Annotated in this window: 16 protein-coding genes and 1 tRNA gene; 4 read left to right on the top strand and 13 right to left on the bottom strand. The window is 56.7% G+C overall.

The features are described from left to right. Positions 1 to 2: 2 nt before the first annotated feature. The 7 genes from VB144_06710 to VB144_06680 all read right to left on the bottom strand — a co-directional run bounded on the left by VB144_06710 (position 3) and on the right by VB144_06680 (position 7,936). Positions 3 to 854, bottom strand: coding sequence for an ABC transporter permease (locus VB144_06710; protein MEA4883333.1), 852 nt, complete (start codon positions 852 to 854; stop codon positions 3 to 5). A 60-nt stretch (positions 855 to 914) separates the two neighbouring features. Further along, on the bottom strand, positions 915 to 1,736 hold the full coding sequence (locus VB144_06705; protein ID MEA4883332.1) for an ABC transporter permease: 822 nt from the start codon (positions 1,734 to 1,736) through the stop codon (positions 915 to 917). Between the two features lie 47 nt (positions 1,737 to 1,783). After that, positions 1,784 to 2,824, bottom strand: a complete 1,041-nt coding sequence (locus VB144_06700) for an ATP-binding cassette domain-containing protein (GenBank protein ID MEA4883331.1) — start codon at positions 2,822 to 2,824, stop codon at positions 1,784 to 1,786. A gap of 178 nt (positions 2,825 to 3,002) precedes the next feature. Beyond that, positions 3,003 to 5,066 carry a S8 family serine peptidase gene (locus VB144_06695; protein ID MEA4883330.1) on the bottom strand — a complete coding sequence of 688 codons (2,064 nt, stop codon included), beginning with the start codon at positions 5,064 to 5,066 and terminating at the stop codon, positions 3,003 to 3,005. A 288-nt stretch (positions 5,067 to 5,354) separates the two neighbouring features. Continuing rightward, positions 5,355 to 6,173 (bottom strand): DUF2935 domain-containing protein, encoded by an 819-nt coding sequence (locus VB144_06690; protein ID MEA4883329.1) that lies wholly within the window; start codon positions 6,171 to 6,173, stop codon positions 5,355 to 5,357. A gap of 208 nt (positions 6,174 to 6,381) precedes the next feature. Next, positions 6,382 to 6,828: a rhodanese-like domain-containing protein gene (locus VB144_06685; GenBank protein MEA4883328.1), complete on the bottom strand. Its 447-nt coding sequence runs from the start codon at positions 6,826 to 6,828 to the stop codon at positions 6,382 to 6,384. A 79-nt stretch (positions 6,829 to 6,907) separates the two neighbouring features. Beyond that, positions 6,908 to 7,936, bottom strand: coding sequence for a hypothetical protein (locus VB144_06680; GenBank protein MEA4883327.1), 1,029 nt, complete (start codon positions 7,934 to 7,936; stop codon positions 6,908 to 6,910). A gap of 499 nt (positions 7,937 to 8,435) precedes the next feature. On the opposite strand from VB144_06680, the gene VB144_06675 reads away from it, so the two are divergent. After that, positions 8,436 to 9,473 (top strand): hypothetical protein, encoded by a 1,038-nt coding sequence (locus VB144_06675; protein MEA4883326.1) that lies wholly within the window; start codon positions 8,436 to 8,438, stop codon positions 9,471 to 9,473. 124 nt (positions 9,474 to 9,597) lie between these two features. After that, positions 9,598 to 10,698 carry an FAD:protein FMN transferase gene (locus VB144_06670; protein MEA4883325.1) on the top strand — a complete coding sequence of 367 codons (1,101 nt, stop codon included), beginning with the start codon at positions 9,598 to 9,600 and terminating at the stop codon, positions 10,696 to 10,698. Between the two features lie 196 nt (positions 10,699 to 10,894). On the opposite strand, the gene VB144_06665 is transcribed toward VB144_06670, so the two are convergent. Then, the gene (locus VB144_06665; protein MEA4883324.1) at positions 10,895 to 12,250 is read right to left on the bottom strand and encodes a sodium-dependent transporter; all 1,356 of its coding nucleotides are present in this window, start codon (positions 12,248 to 12,250) and stop codon (positions 10,895 to 10,897) included. Positions 12,251 to 12,777: 527 nt separating this feature from the next. Here VB144_06665 and VB144_06660 point away from each other — a divergent pair. Both VB144_06660 and VB144_06655 read left to right on the top strand, forming a co-directional pair. Continuing rightward, entirely contained in the window at positions 12,778 to 13,134 is a 357-nt protein-coding gene (locus tag VB144_06660; protein ID MEA4883323.1) for a GIY-YIG nuclease family protein, read from the top strand. A gap of 433 nt (positions 13,135 to 13,567) precedes the next feature. Continuing rightward, a tRNA-Lys gene (locus tag VB144_06655) sits at positions 13,568 to 13,643 on the top strand. A gap of 90 nt (positions 13,644 to 13,733) precedes the next feature. Here VB144_06655 and VB144_06650 read toward each other — a convergent pair. The 5 genes from VB144_06650 to VB144_06630 all read right to left on the bottom strand — a co-directional run. Further along, a complete protein-coding gene (locus tag VB144_06650) occupies positions 13,734 to 14,873 on the bottom strand; it encodes a site-specific integrase (protein ID MEA4883322.1) in 1,140 nt (379 codons plus the stop codon). Positions 14,874 to 14,891: 18 nt separating this feature from the next. Further along, complete coding sequence (locus tag VB144_06645; protein MEA4883321.1) at positions 14,892 to 15,323, bottom strand: hypothetical protein; 432 nt, start codon at positions 15,321 to 15,323, stop codon at positions 14,892 to 14,894. Further along, positions 15,320 to 15,676 (bottom strand): hypothetical protein, encoded by a 357-nt coding sequence (locus VB144_06640; GenBank protein ID MEA4883320.1) that lies wholly within the window; start codon positions 15,674 to 15,676, stop codon positions 15,320 to 15,322. Before VB144_06640 ends, VB144_06645 begins: the two co-directional genes overlap by 4 nt. 48 nt (positions 15,677 to 15,724) lie before the next feature. Then, positions 15,725 to 16,087: an ImmA/IrrE family metallo-endopeptidase gene (locus tag VB144_06635; protein MEA4883319.1), complete on the bottom strand. Its 363-nt coding sequence runs from the start codon at positions 16,085 to 16,087 to the stop codon at positions 15,725 to 15,727. Positions 16,088 to 16,657: 570 nt separating this feature from the next. Then, the coding region (locus tag VB144_06630; protein ID MEA4883318.1) for an AAA family ATPase at positions 16,658 to 17,033 on the bottom strand (376 nt) is incomplete at its 5' end.

Here is a 17,033-nt window from a genome sequence, read left to right as displayed (position 1 = left end):
CCTTAGTAGGTTCCCAGAACGCCAAGCCTTCTGCACCGTCGTTCAAGGGTTCGGAACAGGAAGTATCCTCCTATGCACATCGCCGTCATTGAGCCGATCATGATGAGGAACTCCTGACGCATGGGCATGAGTGTCTTGGTTCCCAGCAGAATTCCCCGGACTGCGTCGAACCCGTATGTGGTGGGCAGCGCCAGCGCGATGGCGAGGATCGGACGGGGGAGCATGGCGACCGGGAACTTGGACCCTGAGAGCGTCCCGACCAGGTAGTTGGAGATGTCGATCGCCGTGTCGGCCTCGCGCACAACCAGCACTATTCCAGCGAGGCCCAGGCCAAAACCTGCCAGGGCTATGAGCATGGGTATCATTGTGAGCACTGCAATCAGGACATCCCCAGTGAGGTTCAGCCGGAAGATGAGTGCGCCTAGGATGAGCACAACGAGGCTGTTTAGCGTCGTCCCGATCAGCATGAAGATACTGCGTCCTATGATGAGCGTGACCCGCCCGGCAGGGGAGACCCAGTTGGATTCCAGTACTCCCACGAGCATGTCTTCTTTCACGGAGTATGCGATCCCCCAGAATGCAGCGCTGATGTAGCTTCCCATGAAGGCGCCGATCAGCACGAAAGAGAAATGATCCGCGGTGCCGGTGAAGCCCTCGAATCCGACTGCACGCCCTCCCACAGAGAACCCCAACCCCATGAAGTACGCGGGAGTGAGAAACATAATGGGCTCAATCACAGTCATGATGGCGTTTGCGGGGTATCGGAAGAACACCAGAAGGTCCTTTCGCACAATTGCCCCCACTACTCGCATCTGAGCTGATATCCATTGCTGAAAACCCGACGTAGTCAACATGATCAGCACCTCGCTATAAATGAGTCGCAGCGAAACGGCGGACGCGAGAGGTCTGTCGCCCTAATACTGTCCGAGGGTTCCTGTGCGCTTCACGACTCGATCCACCGCAAGGAATGCGCCACATCCGAGTGCGAACAGCACTGCTGCGAAGCCGGCCAGGATGGCGAAATCCCGGGAGATGTCCGCGAAGCGCGCACCTGAAAGGCCGACCCGGCGCACAAGGTCGATCGAGTAGGTGAGCGGGAGCGCTCTTGAGACCGCCTGCATCCATCTGGGCAAGACGGAAATGGGATAGGTCATACCACAGAAGATCATAAACACCCCTCGTACGAAGAAGACCATGGCGTTGAGTTCCTTGAAGAACAGCACTAAGCTGGAGAAGAGGAGCCCAATGCCGTAAACTGCGATTGTGGAGGTGAAGAACACCAACCCCAGGAGCGGTGTGATCGACATATCCACGCGCCACATGATCCGGAAAAGGGGCAGTGCAATCAACAGGGGCGCCATTGTATAGAGCATTCGTGTGAGGCCGCAGCCGAACACGATCGCCAGGCGCGGAGCGGGGGTCAGCCAGTTTGATTCCAGGGTCCCCCTACGCTGCTCTGCGCGGAGCTGCCCACCCACCTGCCACAGCACGATGTTGAGCCACATCCACAGGATCATCCCGCTTGTGACGAAGCCTACGTAATCAGTGGTTCCCGATCGCTCTGCGAAGGCGATGAGCCCCGACTGGTCTGGCCCCGCGAGGGCTTTCGCGGCGTAAACCGAAAGCGACGGCATGAGAACTGGCCATACAAACAGGCTCGCAATCCAGTCCGGGTAACGCTTTAGCACCAGCATGTCACGTTTGGATGCGGCCAGAAAGATCCTGAGGCATCTCATAGGATCAGTTCACCTCCGGCATGGCTGATCTGTAGTTGCGGAATCGCTCACTCGCGGAGGGACTTCCCAGTCAGTGTGATGAACACATCCTCCAGCGTTGGCTCTGACGCTTTGAGATTCAGCACCTTGTCGCCGCCTAGGCGCAGCAGGTCGAGAAGGGCATCGAGGGTCTGGCGGCTGTCGTCTGTTATGACCCGGATCGTCCAGGTCTCCTGCCCGTTTTCCGATTGGAACGACTCCACACTGCGCACGAGGGGCAGGGCTCGCAGTTCATCCAGGATTCCGTTTGGAGCCCTGTCGATCTCAACTTCCAGGCTGTGTAGTTGCTGCACGCTGCCTTTCAGGGCAGTGGGTGTGTCAAGTGCTATCACTTTGCCATGGTCAATGATGGCGATGCGGTCAGAGAGCTCGTCGGCCTCAGCCATGTAGTGAGTGGTGAGCACGATGGTGTGCCCCTCATGCTTAAGATCGCGGACTATGCTTCGGAGGTTCCGCGAGGACTGAGGATCGAGGCCTGATGTGGGTTCGTCGAGTAGTAAGACAGGGGGATTGGCGAGGAGCGCGCGCGCGATGGAAAGCCGCTGTTTCATGCCTGTTGAGTACTTCTCAACAAGCTCATTTGCCTTTCCGGCGAGTTCCAGGCGATCGAGGAGCTCCGCTATGCGAGAATGGGCGACCGATGGAGGCACGTTGTACAGGGCCGCAAAGTACTCCAGGTTCTCGCGTCCGGTGAGCTTCCAGTATAGGCTGCGGTCGCCAGCGAGGACAGTGCCGAGCGAGGCTCGTACTTTCGCCGGCTCGCGCCGGATATCGTAACTGGCGACACGGGCGGCGCCAGATGTAGGCTCCAGCAAAGTGCACAGCATTCTTATGGTCGTGGTCTTGCCGGCGCCGTTTGGACCGAGAAGCCCGAATATCTCGCCCTGCCTGATTGCAAAGCTTACCCCATCCACGGCTACAATGGTCTTGGGCTGGTCGTTTCCATTGATCCCATTTAGCCGCTTGCGGTTCCACGGGAGCGGCCTGGGCCTGCGCTTGGCGAATGTCCGTCGAAGGTCTTCCACCTCAACTGCGTTCACACTGCCCATAGACAAACCCTCCTGAAGTCGGTATTGGCTGGCCTCTCGAGTAGGCTCAGGCAGTACGTTACCCCAAGAGCGGAATAATGTCAAGCATGCCATTGAATAAATTAAGTTTGTTTGCGATAAACTTGAGGCTATTGGCTTGTCACACTTAAGATGCTGCTGAAATGGTCAAGGCCGAATGCTACGGCGCCGGCGTCTGATGCACTGCAACCTTGGCGCCCGTGTTCGCGTTATCCACATAGGTCAGCGTCAGCATGGGCGCCAACACGGCGCCTGACGCGGGGATCGTGATAGGCGCCGAGCCGTAGTAATCGCCTCGGTCAAGCGTGCCGCTTTCATTTGAGTCGAGCCAGCCTGTGAGGGTGTGTGCGCCGGAGGGCGAGTTGCGTATCTCGAAAGTGCGGTCGAGGTTCCCGTAGACCGACTGGCTGATGGCGTGGCCTTCCTGATCCATAATGGCGAAGACCGCTCGATCCATGGTCGATCGAGTGAGTGCCGCATGGGCGTTGACTAGGCCGGCGCCGAAGTCATCGTCCCGTCCGGGCTGCCCCAGATCCATGGATGTGGATGTGATGAGCGAGGCAACCGAATCGGGAGTCATCGGACCGAACCTGGCGAGGATCAGGCCGATCAGGCCGCTCACATGGGGTGCAGCCATGGATGTGCCGCACATCCAGGAGTAGATGTTGCCTCCCCCGGCGCCATTGTAGAAGGAAGCGCTGAATACAGGATCGAACCCGGTCCCGCCAGGCGCGGCCACGGTGATGTCAGGCCCGTAGTTGGAGTAGGAGGCGAACTCGTTCGCGAGGCCGGTGGCGCTCACAGCGATCACTGTGGGGTAGGCAGCCGGGTACAGCACCCGTGAACTCGATTCATTCCCAGCTGCTGCTACGACGGTCACCCCGCGGCTGTATGCGTAATCGACCGCGGCTTTCACTACTCCGCTCCCGTCGTCTGGGCCTCCCAGGCTTAGGTTGATGATGTCGGCGCCGTGGTCAACGGCCCATCTTATGGCTTCCGCAACAAGGGAGTTGGCGCCGTCTCCATTCCCATTGAGCACGCGGATGGGCATTAGCGATGCTCCCCAGCTCACTCCGGCCACGCCAATTCCGTTATTGGTGGCTGCGGCGATCGTGCCGGCCACGTGTGTGCCATGGCTGTACTTGCCAGGGTCCGGCTCATCCTGGGGGTCTGGGTCGTCGCCAATGAAGTCCCAGCCAGGCACGAGTTTCCCTTGAAGATCCGGGTGCGTCATGCTGACTCCCGTGTCTATCACGGCAATCACCACATCTCGCTCGACGCCCCTGGCGAGGTCCCACGCGTACGGCAGGCTGATTGCGCGGTAGTGCCACTGGAACTCGGCATACATGGGATCGTTAGGGATGGCTGTCGCGTACATGGGGGAATCCGGAATCGCCCATTCGACGGAGGATAGCATCTCCAAGGCCGCTGCAGAGTGCTCTGGGGTGAGGTCCGAGATGGCCCGCGGGGCCGATGGGCTTGGCCAGGCGGATGAGCCCGGCGAGGCTGATGAGCGACCCGTGGCGTCGCCCGGGGTAGGCGAGCCTCCGGGCAGGCGAGCACCTCCCGCGTTTCCGCTGCTTCCGAGTGGCCGCACGACGATTATCCCGGACAAGGGCAGCACGTCCACTACTTCATAGCCGGCGTGCGTGAGTTCGGCCTTGGCATCAGCGACTGATAAGCCAGGCCGGAGCTGCACCTGTATCCGATCAATGGTGGTCGAACCCAAGAGGCTCGATCCGAGGGCCCGAGTCGTGGGCGACGGAGCCGGAGCGCGGCGGCTGGCGCTGCCAGCAGCGGCTGGATTGTAGTGGTTCGCGAGCGTAGCGCGTCCAGCCACCATCGGACTTGACGTGCCGAGCTGGATATCACATCTGATCGACTGCCCGGCATGCACGTCGGCGTATCCCTGCCAAGTTCCGAAGCCGGGCTTGGCGGCTGAGATGCTCTGGCGTTTTGCTGGGACGCCAGTGAGGTTGAACCTGCCATCGGCGGAGGTGAACTGCGATTGGCCGGATCCGAGGGCCACAAGCACTCCTGGGATCGGAGATCCAACCCCAGCTAGAGTGACCTTCCCTTGGATTGCCCCTGTGGTGGATGGACCGGAGCCGCCTCCGCACCCGGCCACGATGAACGGCAATAGGATGGCTATTGCTGCGGCGATGGCTACAGTGAGAGTTGCGGGCAGTACAGCAGCGTGGCGCGGATTGTGGCGTATTCGCATCAGGACACCTCCGGGATTCTGGAGAGCGGATATGGGATTGTGGGACACAAATCGTGAGAAGACCAGGTCGGAAATGAGCTCTATGTGGAATTCGGCGCCGGTCCGGTGTGTCCTGCATGGATGCGGACTGCGCCTGAGCAGGCATGGTGGGAGTGCGACTGGGAACTGAACCCAGCCGCGCTTTCACTTGCCAGGATTGCCCTGAAGCGACCTACAATAGGATTGTAGCTGCCCAAAGGCTGGCTGATATGTGGGCGACTGCCGACGCGCCGGCGAAAGCAGTTGAGGCTACGCTGGTAGAGTCCTTCGAATCTCGTCGAGCACTTCCAGAAAGTGCTCGGCCTCTCGAGCAACATGGTCCGCCAGGAGGGGCGGTAGGACCGCGATGATCTTGCATTCCAGCAGCAATTGGTGTGCGGCACGTTTGAAATCCCTGATCCGGATGGTTTCTTTGATCACCTCATCGGTGAACCGCGAGACGACAGGGAACCGGTCCGGCTCCGACTGCATCATCGATCGGTAGTCCTGGGCCTGGCGGAGCAGGCGATCGAAGACGTGGCTCAACTCACTGGCGTTCATCAGGAAACCCCGCTCCGATTGATCCAGAAGGCTCATGATGAACTTGGCATGGTCGGTCATGATTCGGAGCCAGAATGTCTCCTCGCCGAGTGCCACAGCGAACGGGTTGCTATTTCCCTGCCCCTGCATATCGAGAATGTGGAGGAATAGCGTAGCCTCACGTGCTATGTGATCGAGCAGCAGCGGGTAGTTGAACCCGCCCAAGCCGCCGACCTGGCATTTCAACGCCATTGCAATGAGCATCCGTTTGAAGGCCAGGAAACTAGCGACTGTGGCTCGGACGCACTGCATGTAATTCCTGACCTCAGTGGGATTCATGGCGGGGATGCTCCCGCTCCGAGCCAGAAACTCCCTGAAGGCCGTCTGGAACTGCAACGCCTGGGTTCGAAGGTCCTCCCGCTGGACTGGAAGTCCGTTCTCGATGAAGATGGCGTGCTCCATCATGATCCTCAGCCAGTAAGAGAGATTTCGCTCAGAGCAGGCGATGGGCATTCCGGTGATCTCGCAGACGCTGATCTCTGCGGGCATGAGGACTCCTCCTTCCGCATCGTCTTTCCATATGTTCTATTCCCTCGAGGGTGTGGAGGTGAGGATGCTAAGGAGAGTCCCCGGGCGCACTTGGGTGCACCCGGGGACTTCTGTCATTCATGGCCTACGGCTCGCGGCGTGTGTACGAACCTGCGTGGGGGTGAGCGGCGTGCGAGCCGGTTGGTCCGGGTTGCTGCTGGTTATCTGCTCAGTGCGCTATCGGATACCCTGCATCCTGCCACGCGAGGAATCCGCCGGGCATGTTGTACACACGGTTGAAGCCGAGCATGAGCAGTGCGGAGGTCCCGAACATGGAGCGGACGCCGCTGCGGCAGTATACAACGATCAGGGCATTCGGATCATCCGGCAGCTGGTCGATATGCTTCGCGAGTTCATGCACCTCGATGTTGACGGCGCCTTCGACGTGGCCGGCGGCGAACTCGTCGGGACGACGAACATCGAGCACGAAGATCTCTTCGCCAATGTCGAGCTTCTGGAGCAGAACTTCGGGCTTCATCTGGAACCAGTCAGAAGGCAGCTTGGTGAGGTAATTGTCCACCGCGGTGACGACCGGGTCAGGCTCGGCGAACGCTGGCATTGCGAGCAGGGAAAGTACGAGAATGGTTGCGAGTGCTACTGTGGTCAGCTTGTTCATCATCGTGTCCTCCTTCATACCGTATCTACGGTCTACTGCACCTATGGCCCACTGTGTTTCTCACTTGCCGCTCCATCAGCTAGAACTTGGGCGGCAGCTCACGCACGACCACGTTCTTGCTGGCCTCGGAATCGGCCGGATCCAGTCGGTCTTCGGTCAGGAATATCCGGCTGTTATTGTGGCACGACTTGCAGGTCTTGTTCCTCGGTGTGATCCGCTGGATATTGTGGACCATGCTCGTTTTCCAGTTTGGCGCCGAATTGTACTCGGCCATCAGTCCGGGTTCAAATGGATCCAACATCGAGTCGAGCCCTGGCATGTGCCTTACAACCGAGTACTTGCACTTGTGGTCGGGACGAGTGTTCATGCCGATCTTGAAGTCGATTTTCGACTTTGCGCCTTCCCCTACGTGGCAGTTGTAGCAGCTCTTGTTGACTGTTGCGTGACATATGTAGCAATCGAGAGTACCATCAGGGTGGGCGTTATGGGCCTCTACGTTGCCTTCCCCTGGAGCAGCATCTGGGTGGCAGTCCAGGCATGAAGGCTTGCCTGGCGCCTCGGACTTGTTGGCTGGCTGCGAGCCGTCGCCGTGGAACGACTTGCCATCGTGGCACGTGAGGCAATCGAAGCCCAGTTTCTCATAGTGCACGTCTCCTGGGAATCCTTCGATGCCGCCTTTGAACTCGTTCGAGACTCGGCCGCCGTGGCACGCGTTGCAGGTGGTGTTCTGATCGGGGCTACTGAAGAACTTATGCCCCTTGATTAGGCCTCCGTTGGCTGCTGCAGGCTTGGCTACGTGACAGGCGCCGCAGGTGGCATGGCACTTGAAGCAGTACTTATCGAATGCTGCGTGTGCCTTTTCCCGGTTGGCATTGCCAGTTAAAGCATACAGCCCGTTTTCGATGCCTTTGAGGGTAGCGTGTATGCTCGTGGCGCAGTTTTCGACAATGTCTGCGTGGCACGAACCGCAGTTATCATCTGCCTTGCTCGATGGCGAGCTGTTCACGCCTGCGTGCGCTTCTTCCATAGTCGACGCGTCGGAATTGCCTCCGTGGCACGACGTGCATCCGAGATAACCGTGGGTAGTGTTAAGAAAAGACGGGTCCACATAGACCGTCTCGTATGGTTCCCCCGCCGGGGGAGGAGGGCCCGCTCATGACTCCCCGGTCTCAGCGGCCGCTTGTTCCGTTTTGGGGATCAGCGATATGAGGACTTCCTTGTTCGTATGACAGTCCACGCAGCTCTCGCGAGCATCGGCCGCCGCCGGAGCGAGGCCTGCCACAACTGCGGATATGGCTGCCAGAACAGCGATGAGCAGCAACAGAAATCGAGACTTGCGAATCCCTATGTGTATCACCTCCCGTCGCGCTGGGATGGACGCGGATCGCAATGCGGGACCATCGGCCTGATCCGACATGGAGGAATACGACGTGGACTACCCTGTTCCCTCTTGTGCAAACGTGGGGATCATCGAATGCCATCGGGTGAGCATTTGGCGGAGTCGCCCTGGAAAATCCGCGCAAAATACTCAACCCCCCTAGCGTATTAGCGCCCGATATGGTAGCATTTACTCAGCTCCAGTTGCACTTGGGAAAGGAAGATCGTACATGAAGAAAGCGCTATCGATCACTATGCTTATTGCAGCGGTCTTTGTGTTGGCGTGCTTGCCCTCACCGGGAATCGCTGCAAACCCTGCTGTTAAGCTAGGGCTTGGGCACGTTATTTCCATCAAGAGCTCCAAGGATCTTTCGCTTGATAAGAACGGGAACGCAATTCCTCCAGTGGCTCAGGTCGATGCCGCCATTGCTGCTGTGGCCTTCGATGCTGCTGGCAGGGTAGTCAAGGTCACCATCGACACTGCTCAGACTAAGGTGAATTTCGACAAGGATCTTAAGGTGACTTCTGACCTGGCCGCCGAACTCAAAACCAAGGTTGAACTTGGCGATGGATACGGCATGCGCAAGGCTTCCTCGCTCAAGAAGGAATGGAATGAGCAGATTGCCGAGCTTGAGAAGTGGATGGTTGGCAAGACAGTCGACGAGATCAAGGCCCTCAAGGTCAAGCAGCGCGATGCTTCTCACCCTGCAGTTCCAGATGTTCCCGAACTCACTTCTCTCGTCACCATCACCGTTCAGGACTACATTGCTGTAGTTGAAGAGGCGTACAAGAACTCAGTTGCGGTTCCGGAAGGAGCTGTGAAGCTTGGCCTCGGGCACGAAATATCCATTGCCAAGTCCAAGGCTGCCTCTGCGCAGGTTGACATTACTATGATCGCCACTTTGTTTGACAAGAACGGTAAGGTCGTGCGCGCCATAGTCGACACCGCACAGACCAAGGTTCCATTCGGCAAGGATGGCAAGGTGACTGCGGACAGGAATGCTGAGATCAAGACCAAGAAGGAGCTCGGCGACCAGTATGGCATGCGCAAGGCTTCCTCGCTCAAGAAGGAATGGCATGAGCAGATGGCCGAGTTCGAGAAGTGGATGGTTGGCAAGACAGTCCAGGAGATCAAGGCCCTCAAGGTCAAGCAGCGCGATGCTTCTCACGTTGCTGTTCCGGATGTCCCAGAGCTCACTTCTCTTGTCACCATAACTATTGAGGACTATATTGCCGCGCTTTCAGAGTCCTACAATAACGCGAAGTAAGTGCATATAGTCGTTGATGGCTTTGGCAGCACAGGCCTCCCCTGTCTCAGATGGGGAGGTTTGTGTTTATTCGCATCTTGAAAGGCGAGAGTATGTTGTCTAACATGAATAGATGGTGATGTGGATGAGAAGAACAACCGTCGGATTCGTGGCGGCACTTGCAGCGGTGCTCTTGCTTGCGGCTGGAATTGGCCTCCAGCAGGCAAGGAGAAACAGGTACGCCAAGTACAGCGATAGTTTCTTTGATACCTTCGACACTCTGACGATGGTTGTAGCCTATACCGAGAGTGAACAGGAGTTCAACGCCTGCTTCGAAAGGGTTCACACTCGGTTCCAGGAGCTTCACCGGCTATATGACATCTACAACGATTATGATGGCGTAAACAACGTCAAGACGATAAACGACAACGCGGGCATAAGGCCGGTCAAGGTCGATAAGGATCTCACAGACCTCATTCTCTTTGCGAAGGACTGGTACAGACGAACTGGAGGGAAAACCAATATCGCGATGGGTGCAGTGCTGCGCATATGGCATGCGTATCGTGAAGAAGGACGAGACGACCCCGATAATGCCAGGATCCCGCCTATGGAAGAACTGCTCGAGGCTGCGAAGCATACTGATATCGACAAGGTGATCGTGGATGCCGAAAACAGCACAGTCTATCTTGCCGATAGAAAGATGAGCCTTGACGTCGGTGCAGTTGCCAAAGGCTATGCAACGGAGGTTGTGGCAAGAGAGGCAATCGCTCAAGGGCTGAAGTCAGGAATGATAAGCGCTGGCGGAAACGTGCGATCTATTGGAGGGCCTCTTGATGGTGTTCGAAAACGTTGGGGCGTAGGCATACAGAACCCCGACAAGCCGGTAATATCAGACGAAGGCCTGCTTGATGTCGTATTCGTTGATAATGCTTCAGTAGTGAGCAGTGGCGATTACCAGAGGTACTACATTGTAGACGGCAAGGTTTTTCACCACATCATAGACCCGACGACTCTAATGCCAGCGGACTACTACCGTGCGGTGACAGTGGTGACGGAGGACTCAGGCGTGGCGGACTTCCTGTCAACCGCCCTATTCCTGCTGCCCTACGAGCAGAGCAGGGAGCTTGTGGAGAGCCTCGACGGGGTTCAGGCTCTGTGGGTCATGCCGGACGGCGAAGTGAAAGCCACCGAAGGCATGAACAGAATGCTGAGGAGCAAGGGCGCATCGGGCTCGAAGCCTCTGTAGCGCTAGCAGGCATTGCGTCGACATTGACCGTCGGGATGAGGGTGCAGTAGAAGAACCGCGGCTGGGTTGAGCGCCCCGCCGCGGTCCATTATGTACGCGACACTGCCAGCGGAGAAGATCATGGGCGGGACGACCTAGGAGTCGTGCCCGCCCACAACATAGTGCGCGTATCTGCGCTATCCGAGAGCCGCCTTTCCTATAATCTGATGACGCCCAGTCCTGCCAGGAAGATGAGGCCCACTGATATTGGGGCTACGCACCTCAGTATCACGTTGGTCCATATGCTGGCCAGCGCGAATTTGACTCTCCCATCACTTGTGATCTCTTGGATGGCATTTCGGCTTCCCCAAATCCAGGATACAAGGATAGCAGTGAGTATTCCGCAGAGCGGCTGCAGGATCGTGGCGGATACCCAATCCAGCTGGCCAAAGAAGTTCAGCCCTTTAATTGTGAAGCCGGAAAGGGGGCCCATTGCCAGGGACGCAAGGCAGCCCACGACGAAGGAGACGGTCCCCGACACCAGTGTAGCGCGCTTGCGATCCCATCCGTGTTCTTCGATGAGATAGGCGATTGCCGCTTCTAGCAGAGATATGGACGACGTCAGGGCTGAGAGGAAGAACAGGAAGAAGAAGATGCTGCCGAACAGCTTTCCCGCCGGCATTTCGCTGAATATCGCGGGCATTGTGATGAACGTGAGCCCTGTTCCTGCTCCCGGCTGGAATCCGAATGAGAACACGATCGGGAAGATGATGATGCCAGCCATGAAGCCGATGAGGACGTCCACCAGGGTGACGATCAACGATAGGACGGGTATGTTTTCGTGTTTGCCGAGGTAGCTGCCGTATGTGAGTGTGGCGCCCATGCCAAGGCTCAAAGAAAAGAACACTTGTCCCATTGCGTCCATGAATGTCTTGGCGGTGACCCTGGAGAAATCGGGAACGAGATAGAATCTGAGTCCTTCTGCGGCTCCCGGGAGTGTGAGGGCGCGGACTGCCAAGGGAACGATTATCGCGAACAGGATGGGCATCATTATGGTTGAGGCCTTTTCAATGCCATTCACTACTCCCTTGTAGCATATGAGCATGGTAAGACCCATGAAAATGCCGTGGAGCACCAAAGGTAGGACTGGGTCAGCTGTGAAGTTGTTGAACAACTCCGCGGTGAGCGCTGGGTCTGTGATGTTGAGGCCTGCGATAGTGCGAAAGAAGTAATAGATTATCCAACCACCCACGACGCTGTAAAAGCACAGGATCAGGAATGCGGCCAGTGGCCCGAGTCCACCCAGCGAGGCCCATGACGGGCTTATCTTCCTGAATGCGCCCACATTTGAACTCTGGGTGGCGCGGCCTAGGACAAGCTCGCACATGAAGAGGCTGATTCCTATGAAGACTGCGATGACGAGATATATGATCAGAAATGCGCTTCCACCATTGGCGCCTACGAGCCAAGGGAAGCGCCACAGGCTGCCTAGACCGATGGCGGAACCTGCTGCTGCGAAGAGGAAACCTAGTCTGCTGCCGAAAATCTCACGTTTCTGGTCTTGCTGACTCAATCAGTGATCCTCCTAGGGTCGCTAGTGTACCTGAGCTGTACTGGCTGGGTAGGAGCCTGCTGCGTATGCTCCTCTGAGCACGAGTAAGTGTTAACAGAGGCACGAGATAGCAACCATATTCTGTAATGAGGCCGGGTTTCCTAGGTGGTACGCTGCAGTGGTCGGTGCTACGCGTGATGAGGCATGGATTTCGATAAAATTCGGTACGTTGTGGGAGATTAGATGCCGAACGGATAAGTCCTTCAAGCTGCGACGATTAGTGTTGGGCTGTGTACAGAAACCATCATTGCAGCACACACTCAGCTCACCTGGGTCATGGTTCACATCTGCGATGGACGAAGAGAGGAATTCTGGGCGGCGCGAGGAACTGCTATTGCACAGCAGATCGGCTTTGCCGGGCGATGCCATAGCCGTTGGCACATGCGCGGGCAATCCGATGATTTGAGAGGACAGGATGCTATTCATGCGCTGCATCAGAGGGGATGAGATGTGGGGTACTAATGCCCAGCGGGAGGGGGTGAGTCGAGTTGAAGGTATCGAACGAAAGAAAGAAGGAACTCCAGGAGCAATACAGGCTAACGAAGCCGGACATGGGGATATTCGCAATCATCCGTAGAAGCAGCCCCAAGTACTACTTGGAAGCCACGCAGGATCTGAAGAGTGCAATGAATGGCGCCGAGTTCAAGCTCAACGCCGGGATGCACCCTCGAAGGGAACTGCAAGAGGACTGGAAGGAAGCTGGCAAAGACGGATTCGAGATCAAGGTCCTTGAGCAAGCGGAGTATGACAAGGACGAGTCCAAAGTCGATTACGAGGATGACCTGGCATTGCTGAAACTGATGTGGGTGGAGAAGTTGACGGGAGAAGCCGTTGAACTCTATTGAGAGCCGGGGCTGCAGAGATTATTGGCATCTTCCGCATTTTCGCGAGGCAGGAACCGAGAAGGGCCCATATTCTTGGAACTGGAGCTTGCTAGGTGTCGAGTTTCTTGGCGCCGGTGGAGCTCCAGCGCAGGGAATCCAGTCCTGCCCTCCCGCGCCTCGGATTTCGCATAGGTGAACAGCCCCGCCAGCTGTCGCATCACCCCCTCGGGATCCTCCCCGGATCCTTCCGCTGGATTTACACCACTACCCAAGACACTAGCCCAACCACCCAACTAGCGGCGGCCAAGGCAGTTGACGCGCCGAACACATGCCAGAAACACACGCGTAACACACGCCGAAAACACTGTTGCATTCGCTTTGCGGGCATAGTATAATTGAAAACGCGCAGGAGGAGCGATCTTTCGAAGCCGAACCAAATAGCGTTTTGATGTGTGCGCCACTAGCTCAGTTGGTAGAGCAGCTGACTCTTAATCAGCGGGTCCGGGGTTCGAGTCCCCGGTGGCGTACCATTTTTATGCCCTAATGGGGCCGGGTTTCCCGGTCCCATCATTTCTGTTTTAGATGAAAATCAGGCGGTCACTTGGGCAAAACGGGGCAAATCAGTTGGTTTGAGCCGCCTCGCCGTGGAGTCGTTCGTGGTAGAGTGTGGCTGCTTGCTGGAGCGAGGAGCTGAAGACTCTGAGGTAATGTTTCGCGATCATCTCGGGCGTGGCATGGCCCACGGACTCCTGGATGACCGGGATCGGTATGCCCAGATCGCCCATCAGGCTGATGTAAGTGCTACGCAGGTTCTTGGGCGGTATGCAGTGCACACCGGCCCGTTTGGCCAGGCGGCGGATATATTTGCGGATGTAATTGAGATCCGGCACGTTACCCATAGCATCGGTCACCACCAGGTTAACATCTCTGTTATAGCCTGCAGTAGCAATGATGCGGACCTTCTGGTTAGCCTTGTGTTGTGTGAGTTTCTCGCTCAGATATGGGGTAGTGGCTACCAGCCGGACCTCGTCCGTCTTGGTCCCGCCGATCTTGTAGCCTTCAGGGGTTCGTTCCTTAACGGCTTGGTCGATCACCAAGTAGTCCGGGTGTATGCGATCCCACGTGAGCCCCATGATCTCCTGAGGCCGGAGGCCGCACTCGATTCCCAGTGCAATGAATATGTCGTAGAAGTTATCAAACGTCAAAGCTGCATATACCTTCTGAACCTGCTCAAAACTCCAGACGTCTTCTTCTTTCTTCGGTGCCGGCCTCGATTGTGTTTCGAGCTTCCGGAAGTCGAACTTCTGCGAGAGTTTGCCCATGTCTCTGCTCCAGTTCAAAAACGCTGACAGCGCTCTCTTGTTATGTTGATCGTTAGGATACTTAGCAAGCGCCTTCTGTAGATCGCCCAGCGTTATGTCCTTCAAGCGCCTATGACCCAGCTCTGGTAGTAAGGCGAACTCAAATCGTTGCTTGTAAAACCTCAGCGTATTGGGCGTTCTGTATTTCTCCACGTGCTTGACCCACTCATCATAGGCCTGCCGCACGGTCTGATAGTTTGTGACCTGGATGGTGTTGTCTAGGTACTCCACGTTCCGCCGAATCAGCAAGTTCATAGCATCCTGTTCGGTGCCCCGAACGGTTTCCCGTTTGATCTCCGGCTTGCCATCCTTGACGCCCAGGGACAACTGGACTCGGAAACTGTTCTTCCCACGCTTATAGATAGCTCCTCTAAGGCCGGCGGGGATTCTGATGCTCATAGGATCGCCTCCCTGCGTCTATCTGGTGGACCTCTCGTTATAATAGACTGTCCACGCCTCGGGGTTGGACGCATCCGCCTTTGTGGTAATGTACATGACTTCCCACTCTTTGCCATAAGTTGCATCCGACAAAGAGAGAACCACCATCTCATCATCTGGCAGGCTTTCAACACTCGGGACAACATACTTGAGGGCTTTCTCGAATTCCTTGCGCACCTGATCCACAGCAATTGACCCACGGCTCTGCATCACGAACACCATTCCCACGCCTGGAATATGAGTTCGCTGGGCGCTATATGTGAGGGTATTTTCAAGCGCCCCCTGCATCATCTTGGTATCTTCCCGAAAAGACGCCCATCCCTCGATCTGTTTGAACCTCTCCATGGCCGCAACGGATAGCGCTGAGATCAGAATTACCATAACCAGACCGACAGTCAGTCCTTTTCTCATGAAGTGGCAACCCCCTTGTTAGTTGATCTTTTCTTAGCCTTCACGATTGATATCAACTCCAGTGCAGCCAGCGTCCAAGCTATCCAGCCCCAAATGTACATGTCCGGATATAGCTCCTTGCCAGCAATCCATCTCGCATACATTCCTGCGATGAACAGAACAATCGTAGACAACACCGGAACTCCAAGACTGAATGCACCACCAAGCAGATAGAAGAACGCTACTCCCAAGCCAGCAGCTCCAGCGCCTTTCTCTTCCGGGCCAACGATAGCCCCCAACCCGTAGAGAGTAAATGCCTGAAGTCCGATGGCAGCCATAAGCACTAGTGAGATCACCATGACTGCTATACGCATAGATACCCCCCGTTTCTTCCTTAGTTGAGCGCCTGTTGCCCTACCTGCCTACCTGTCTACCGGCTCTCCTGACGTTTGCGCATCCAGAAGCGCCTGAGCAAACTCGTCAGCCTGGCGCTCGTACCTGCCAGACGGGATGAATGTGCTCTCCACAATTGGATAGTGCCCAACATGATCATGCAGGAGCGCATGACCGAGCTCGTGGGCGCGAGCATATGACAACTGAGACTCGTCCAATTGTGAGTTGACGACAGTCCCGACTTGCCCACTGACTGCGCAAGTAAAACCGTGGATGGATGCCGGCAGCGGTGTTTCGATGTGAGGGATATGTAGTAGTTCGATAAGCTGGCGTGGATCGTTGATGTAATGAGCAGCTACGAGCTGCCGTGCGAGTTGTTGCCGCGAATTCATAGAATCACCCGACTCCGTGGTACAGGCTCTCGCTCGGCTTGGTTCTTGTTGGGACCTGCCCAGTTTATGCATTAGTACTAGGTTGCTTCGACACCTTCATAGTTTTTCCTGCGGTTTTTCTCTATTCTTCTCATCCGCTCCATATTGGCCTTGGCTTGCTTCCAGTGTCGTACGCAAGAGGCGTATGGTCTGGACGGCTGCGAGCTTCTTGGCATACGTGTTTCATCTCAACCACGCTCCCGCACGAGGAGCGACAAGCTCCGGCCTAGATACCCAGCTCCACCCGCTGGATCTCCATCGTTTCCGCGGATGCCCGCCCGTGGCCGCCTGATCAGCCGCCTACTGCTTGAACCGTAACAGCGCCTCGTAGTTGCCTGTTGAAAATCGTTCTGAGATATCCTTGGATCTTCAGCTTGGAGTCTCCTCTTCGATGTACAATGTGACCGCGTACGGGTGAGCAGATCGTGACTATTCATTGAGCATGCCGGGCATCGGTCAGATTGTGATCACCCTGATGGCAGAGTTGAGCGCCCCCGCCTGAGGGGACGAGGACGCCGGGCAGGTGGCATTCTATGCGCCTGCGGAGACTCGCAAGCTATCTGCGGCAGCTTCTTGGACTATGAGCGGGTCGATGGCTCGAGCTTCGCGTGCGTATCCGAAAAGAAGGCATTTGGACGCTGCTTGGCTGATCAGCCGTGGAGCGCCGCCGGCTAGTTCGTAGATAGCTGTGATCGCATCTGGAGTGAAGATTGGACCTGTTGCTCCGGCCAGTTTTAGCATTGCTTCGATGTACGGCCCGGCCTCCTCCGAGCGCAGGCCTGAGAACTCATGGTGCACCACGATCCTCTGAAGGAAGGAGTCGTGGACTCGGATCCTGACCATTGGCACAATCGCAGGAGTGCCGGCAAGGATGAGCATGGCGAGGTTCTTGGAGTCCATGTGGAAG

Source organism: Clostridia bacterium (genome assembly GCA_034926675.1).
In the GTDB taxonomy this organism is placed as follows: Bacteria; Bacillota; DTU025; order DTU025; family DTU025; genus JAYFQW01.
The sequence above is the reverse complement of the archived record's forward strand: the minus strand, read 5'-3'. Positions and strand labels throughout refer to the sequence as shown.

Excerpts from the sequence above, each read along its gene's own strand:
- VB144_06700 (MEA4883331.1), bottom strand. The coding sequence starts at position 2,824 with ATGGGCAGTGTGAACGCAGTTGAGGTGGAAGACCTTCGACGGACATTC.
- VB144_06645 (MEA4883321.1), bottom strand. The coding sequence starts at position 15,323 with ATGAGAAAAGGACTGACTGTCGGTCTGGTTATGGTAATTCTGATCTCA.
- VB144_06650 (MEA4883322.1), bottom strand. The coding sequence starts at position 14,873 with ATGAGCATCAGAATCCCCGCCGGCCTTAGAGGAGCTATCTATAAGCGT.
- VB144_06690 (MEA4883329.1), bottom strand. The coding sequence starts at position 6,173 with ATGCCCGCAGAGATCAGCGTCTGCGAGATCACCGGAATGCCCATCGCC.
- VB144_06675 (MEA4883326.1), top strand. The coding sequence starts at position 8,436 with ATGAAGAAAGCGCTATCGATCACTATGCTTATTGCAGCGGTCTTTGTG.
- VB144_06710 (MEA4883333.1), bottom strand. The coding sequence starts at position 854 with ATGTTGACTACGTCGGGTTTTCAGCAATGGATATCAGCTCAGATGCGA.
- VB144_06705 (MEA4883332.1), bottom strand. The coding sequence starts at position 1,736 with ATGAGATGCCTCAGGATCTTTCTGGCCGCATCCAAACGTGACATGCTG.
- VB144_06695 (MEA4883330.1), bottom strand. The coding sequence starts at position 5,066 with ATGCGAATACGCCACAATCCGCGCCACGCTGCTGTACTGCCCGCAACT.
- VB144_06670 (MEA4883325.1), top strand. The coding sequence starts at position 9,598 with ATGAGAAGAACAACCGTCGGATTCGTGGCGGCACTTGCAGCGGTGCTC.
- VB144_06685 (MEA4883328.1), bottom strand. The coding sequence starts at position 6,828 with ATGAACAAGCTGACCACAGTAGCACTCGCAACCATTCTCGTACTTTCC.
- VB144_06640 (MEA4883320.1), bottom strand. The coding sequence starts at position 15,676 with ATGCGTATAGCAGTCATGGTGATCTCACTAGTGCTTATGGCTGCCATC.
- VB144_06635 (MEA4883319.1), bottom strand. The coding sequence starts at position 16,087 with ATGAATTCGCGGCAACAACTCGCACGGCAGCTCGTAGCTGCTCATTAC.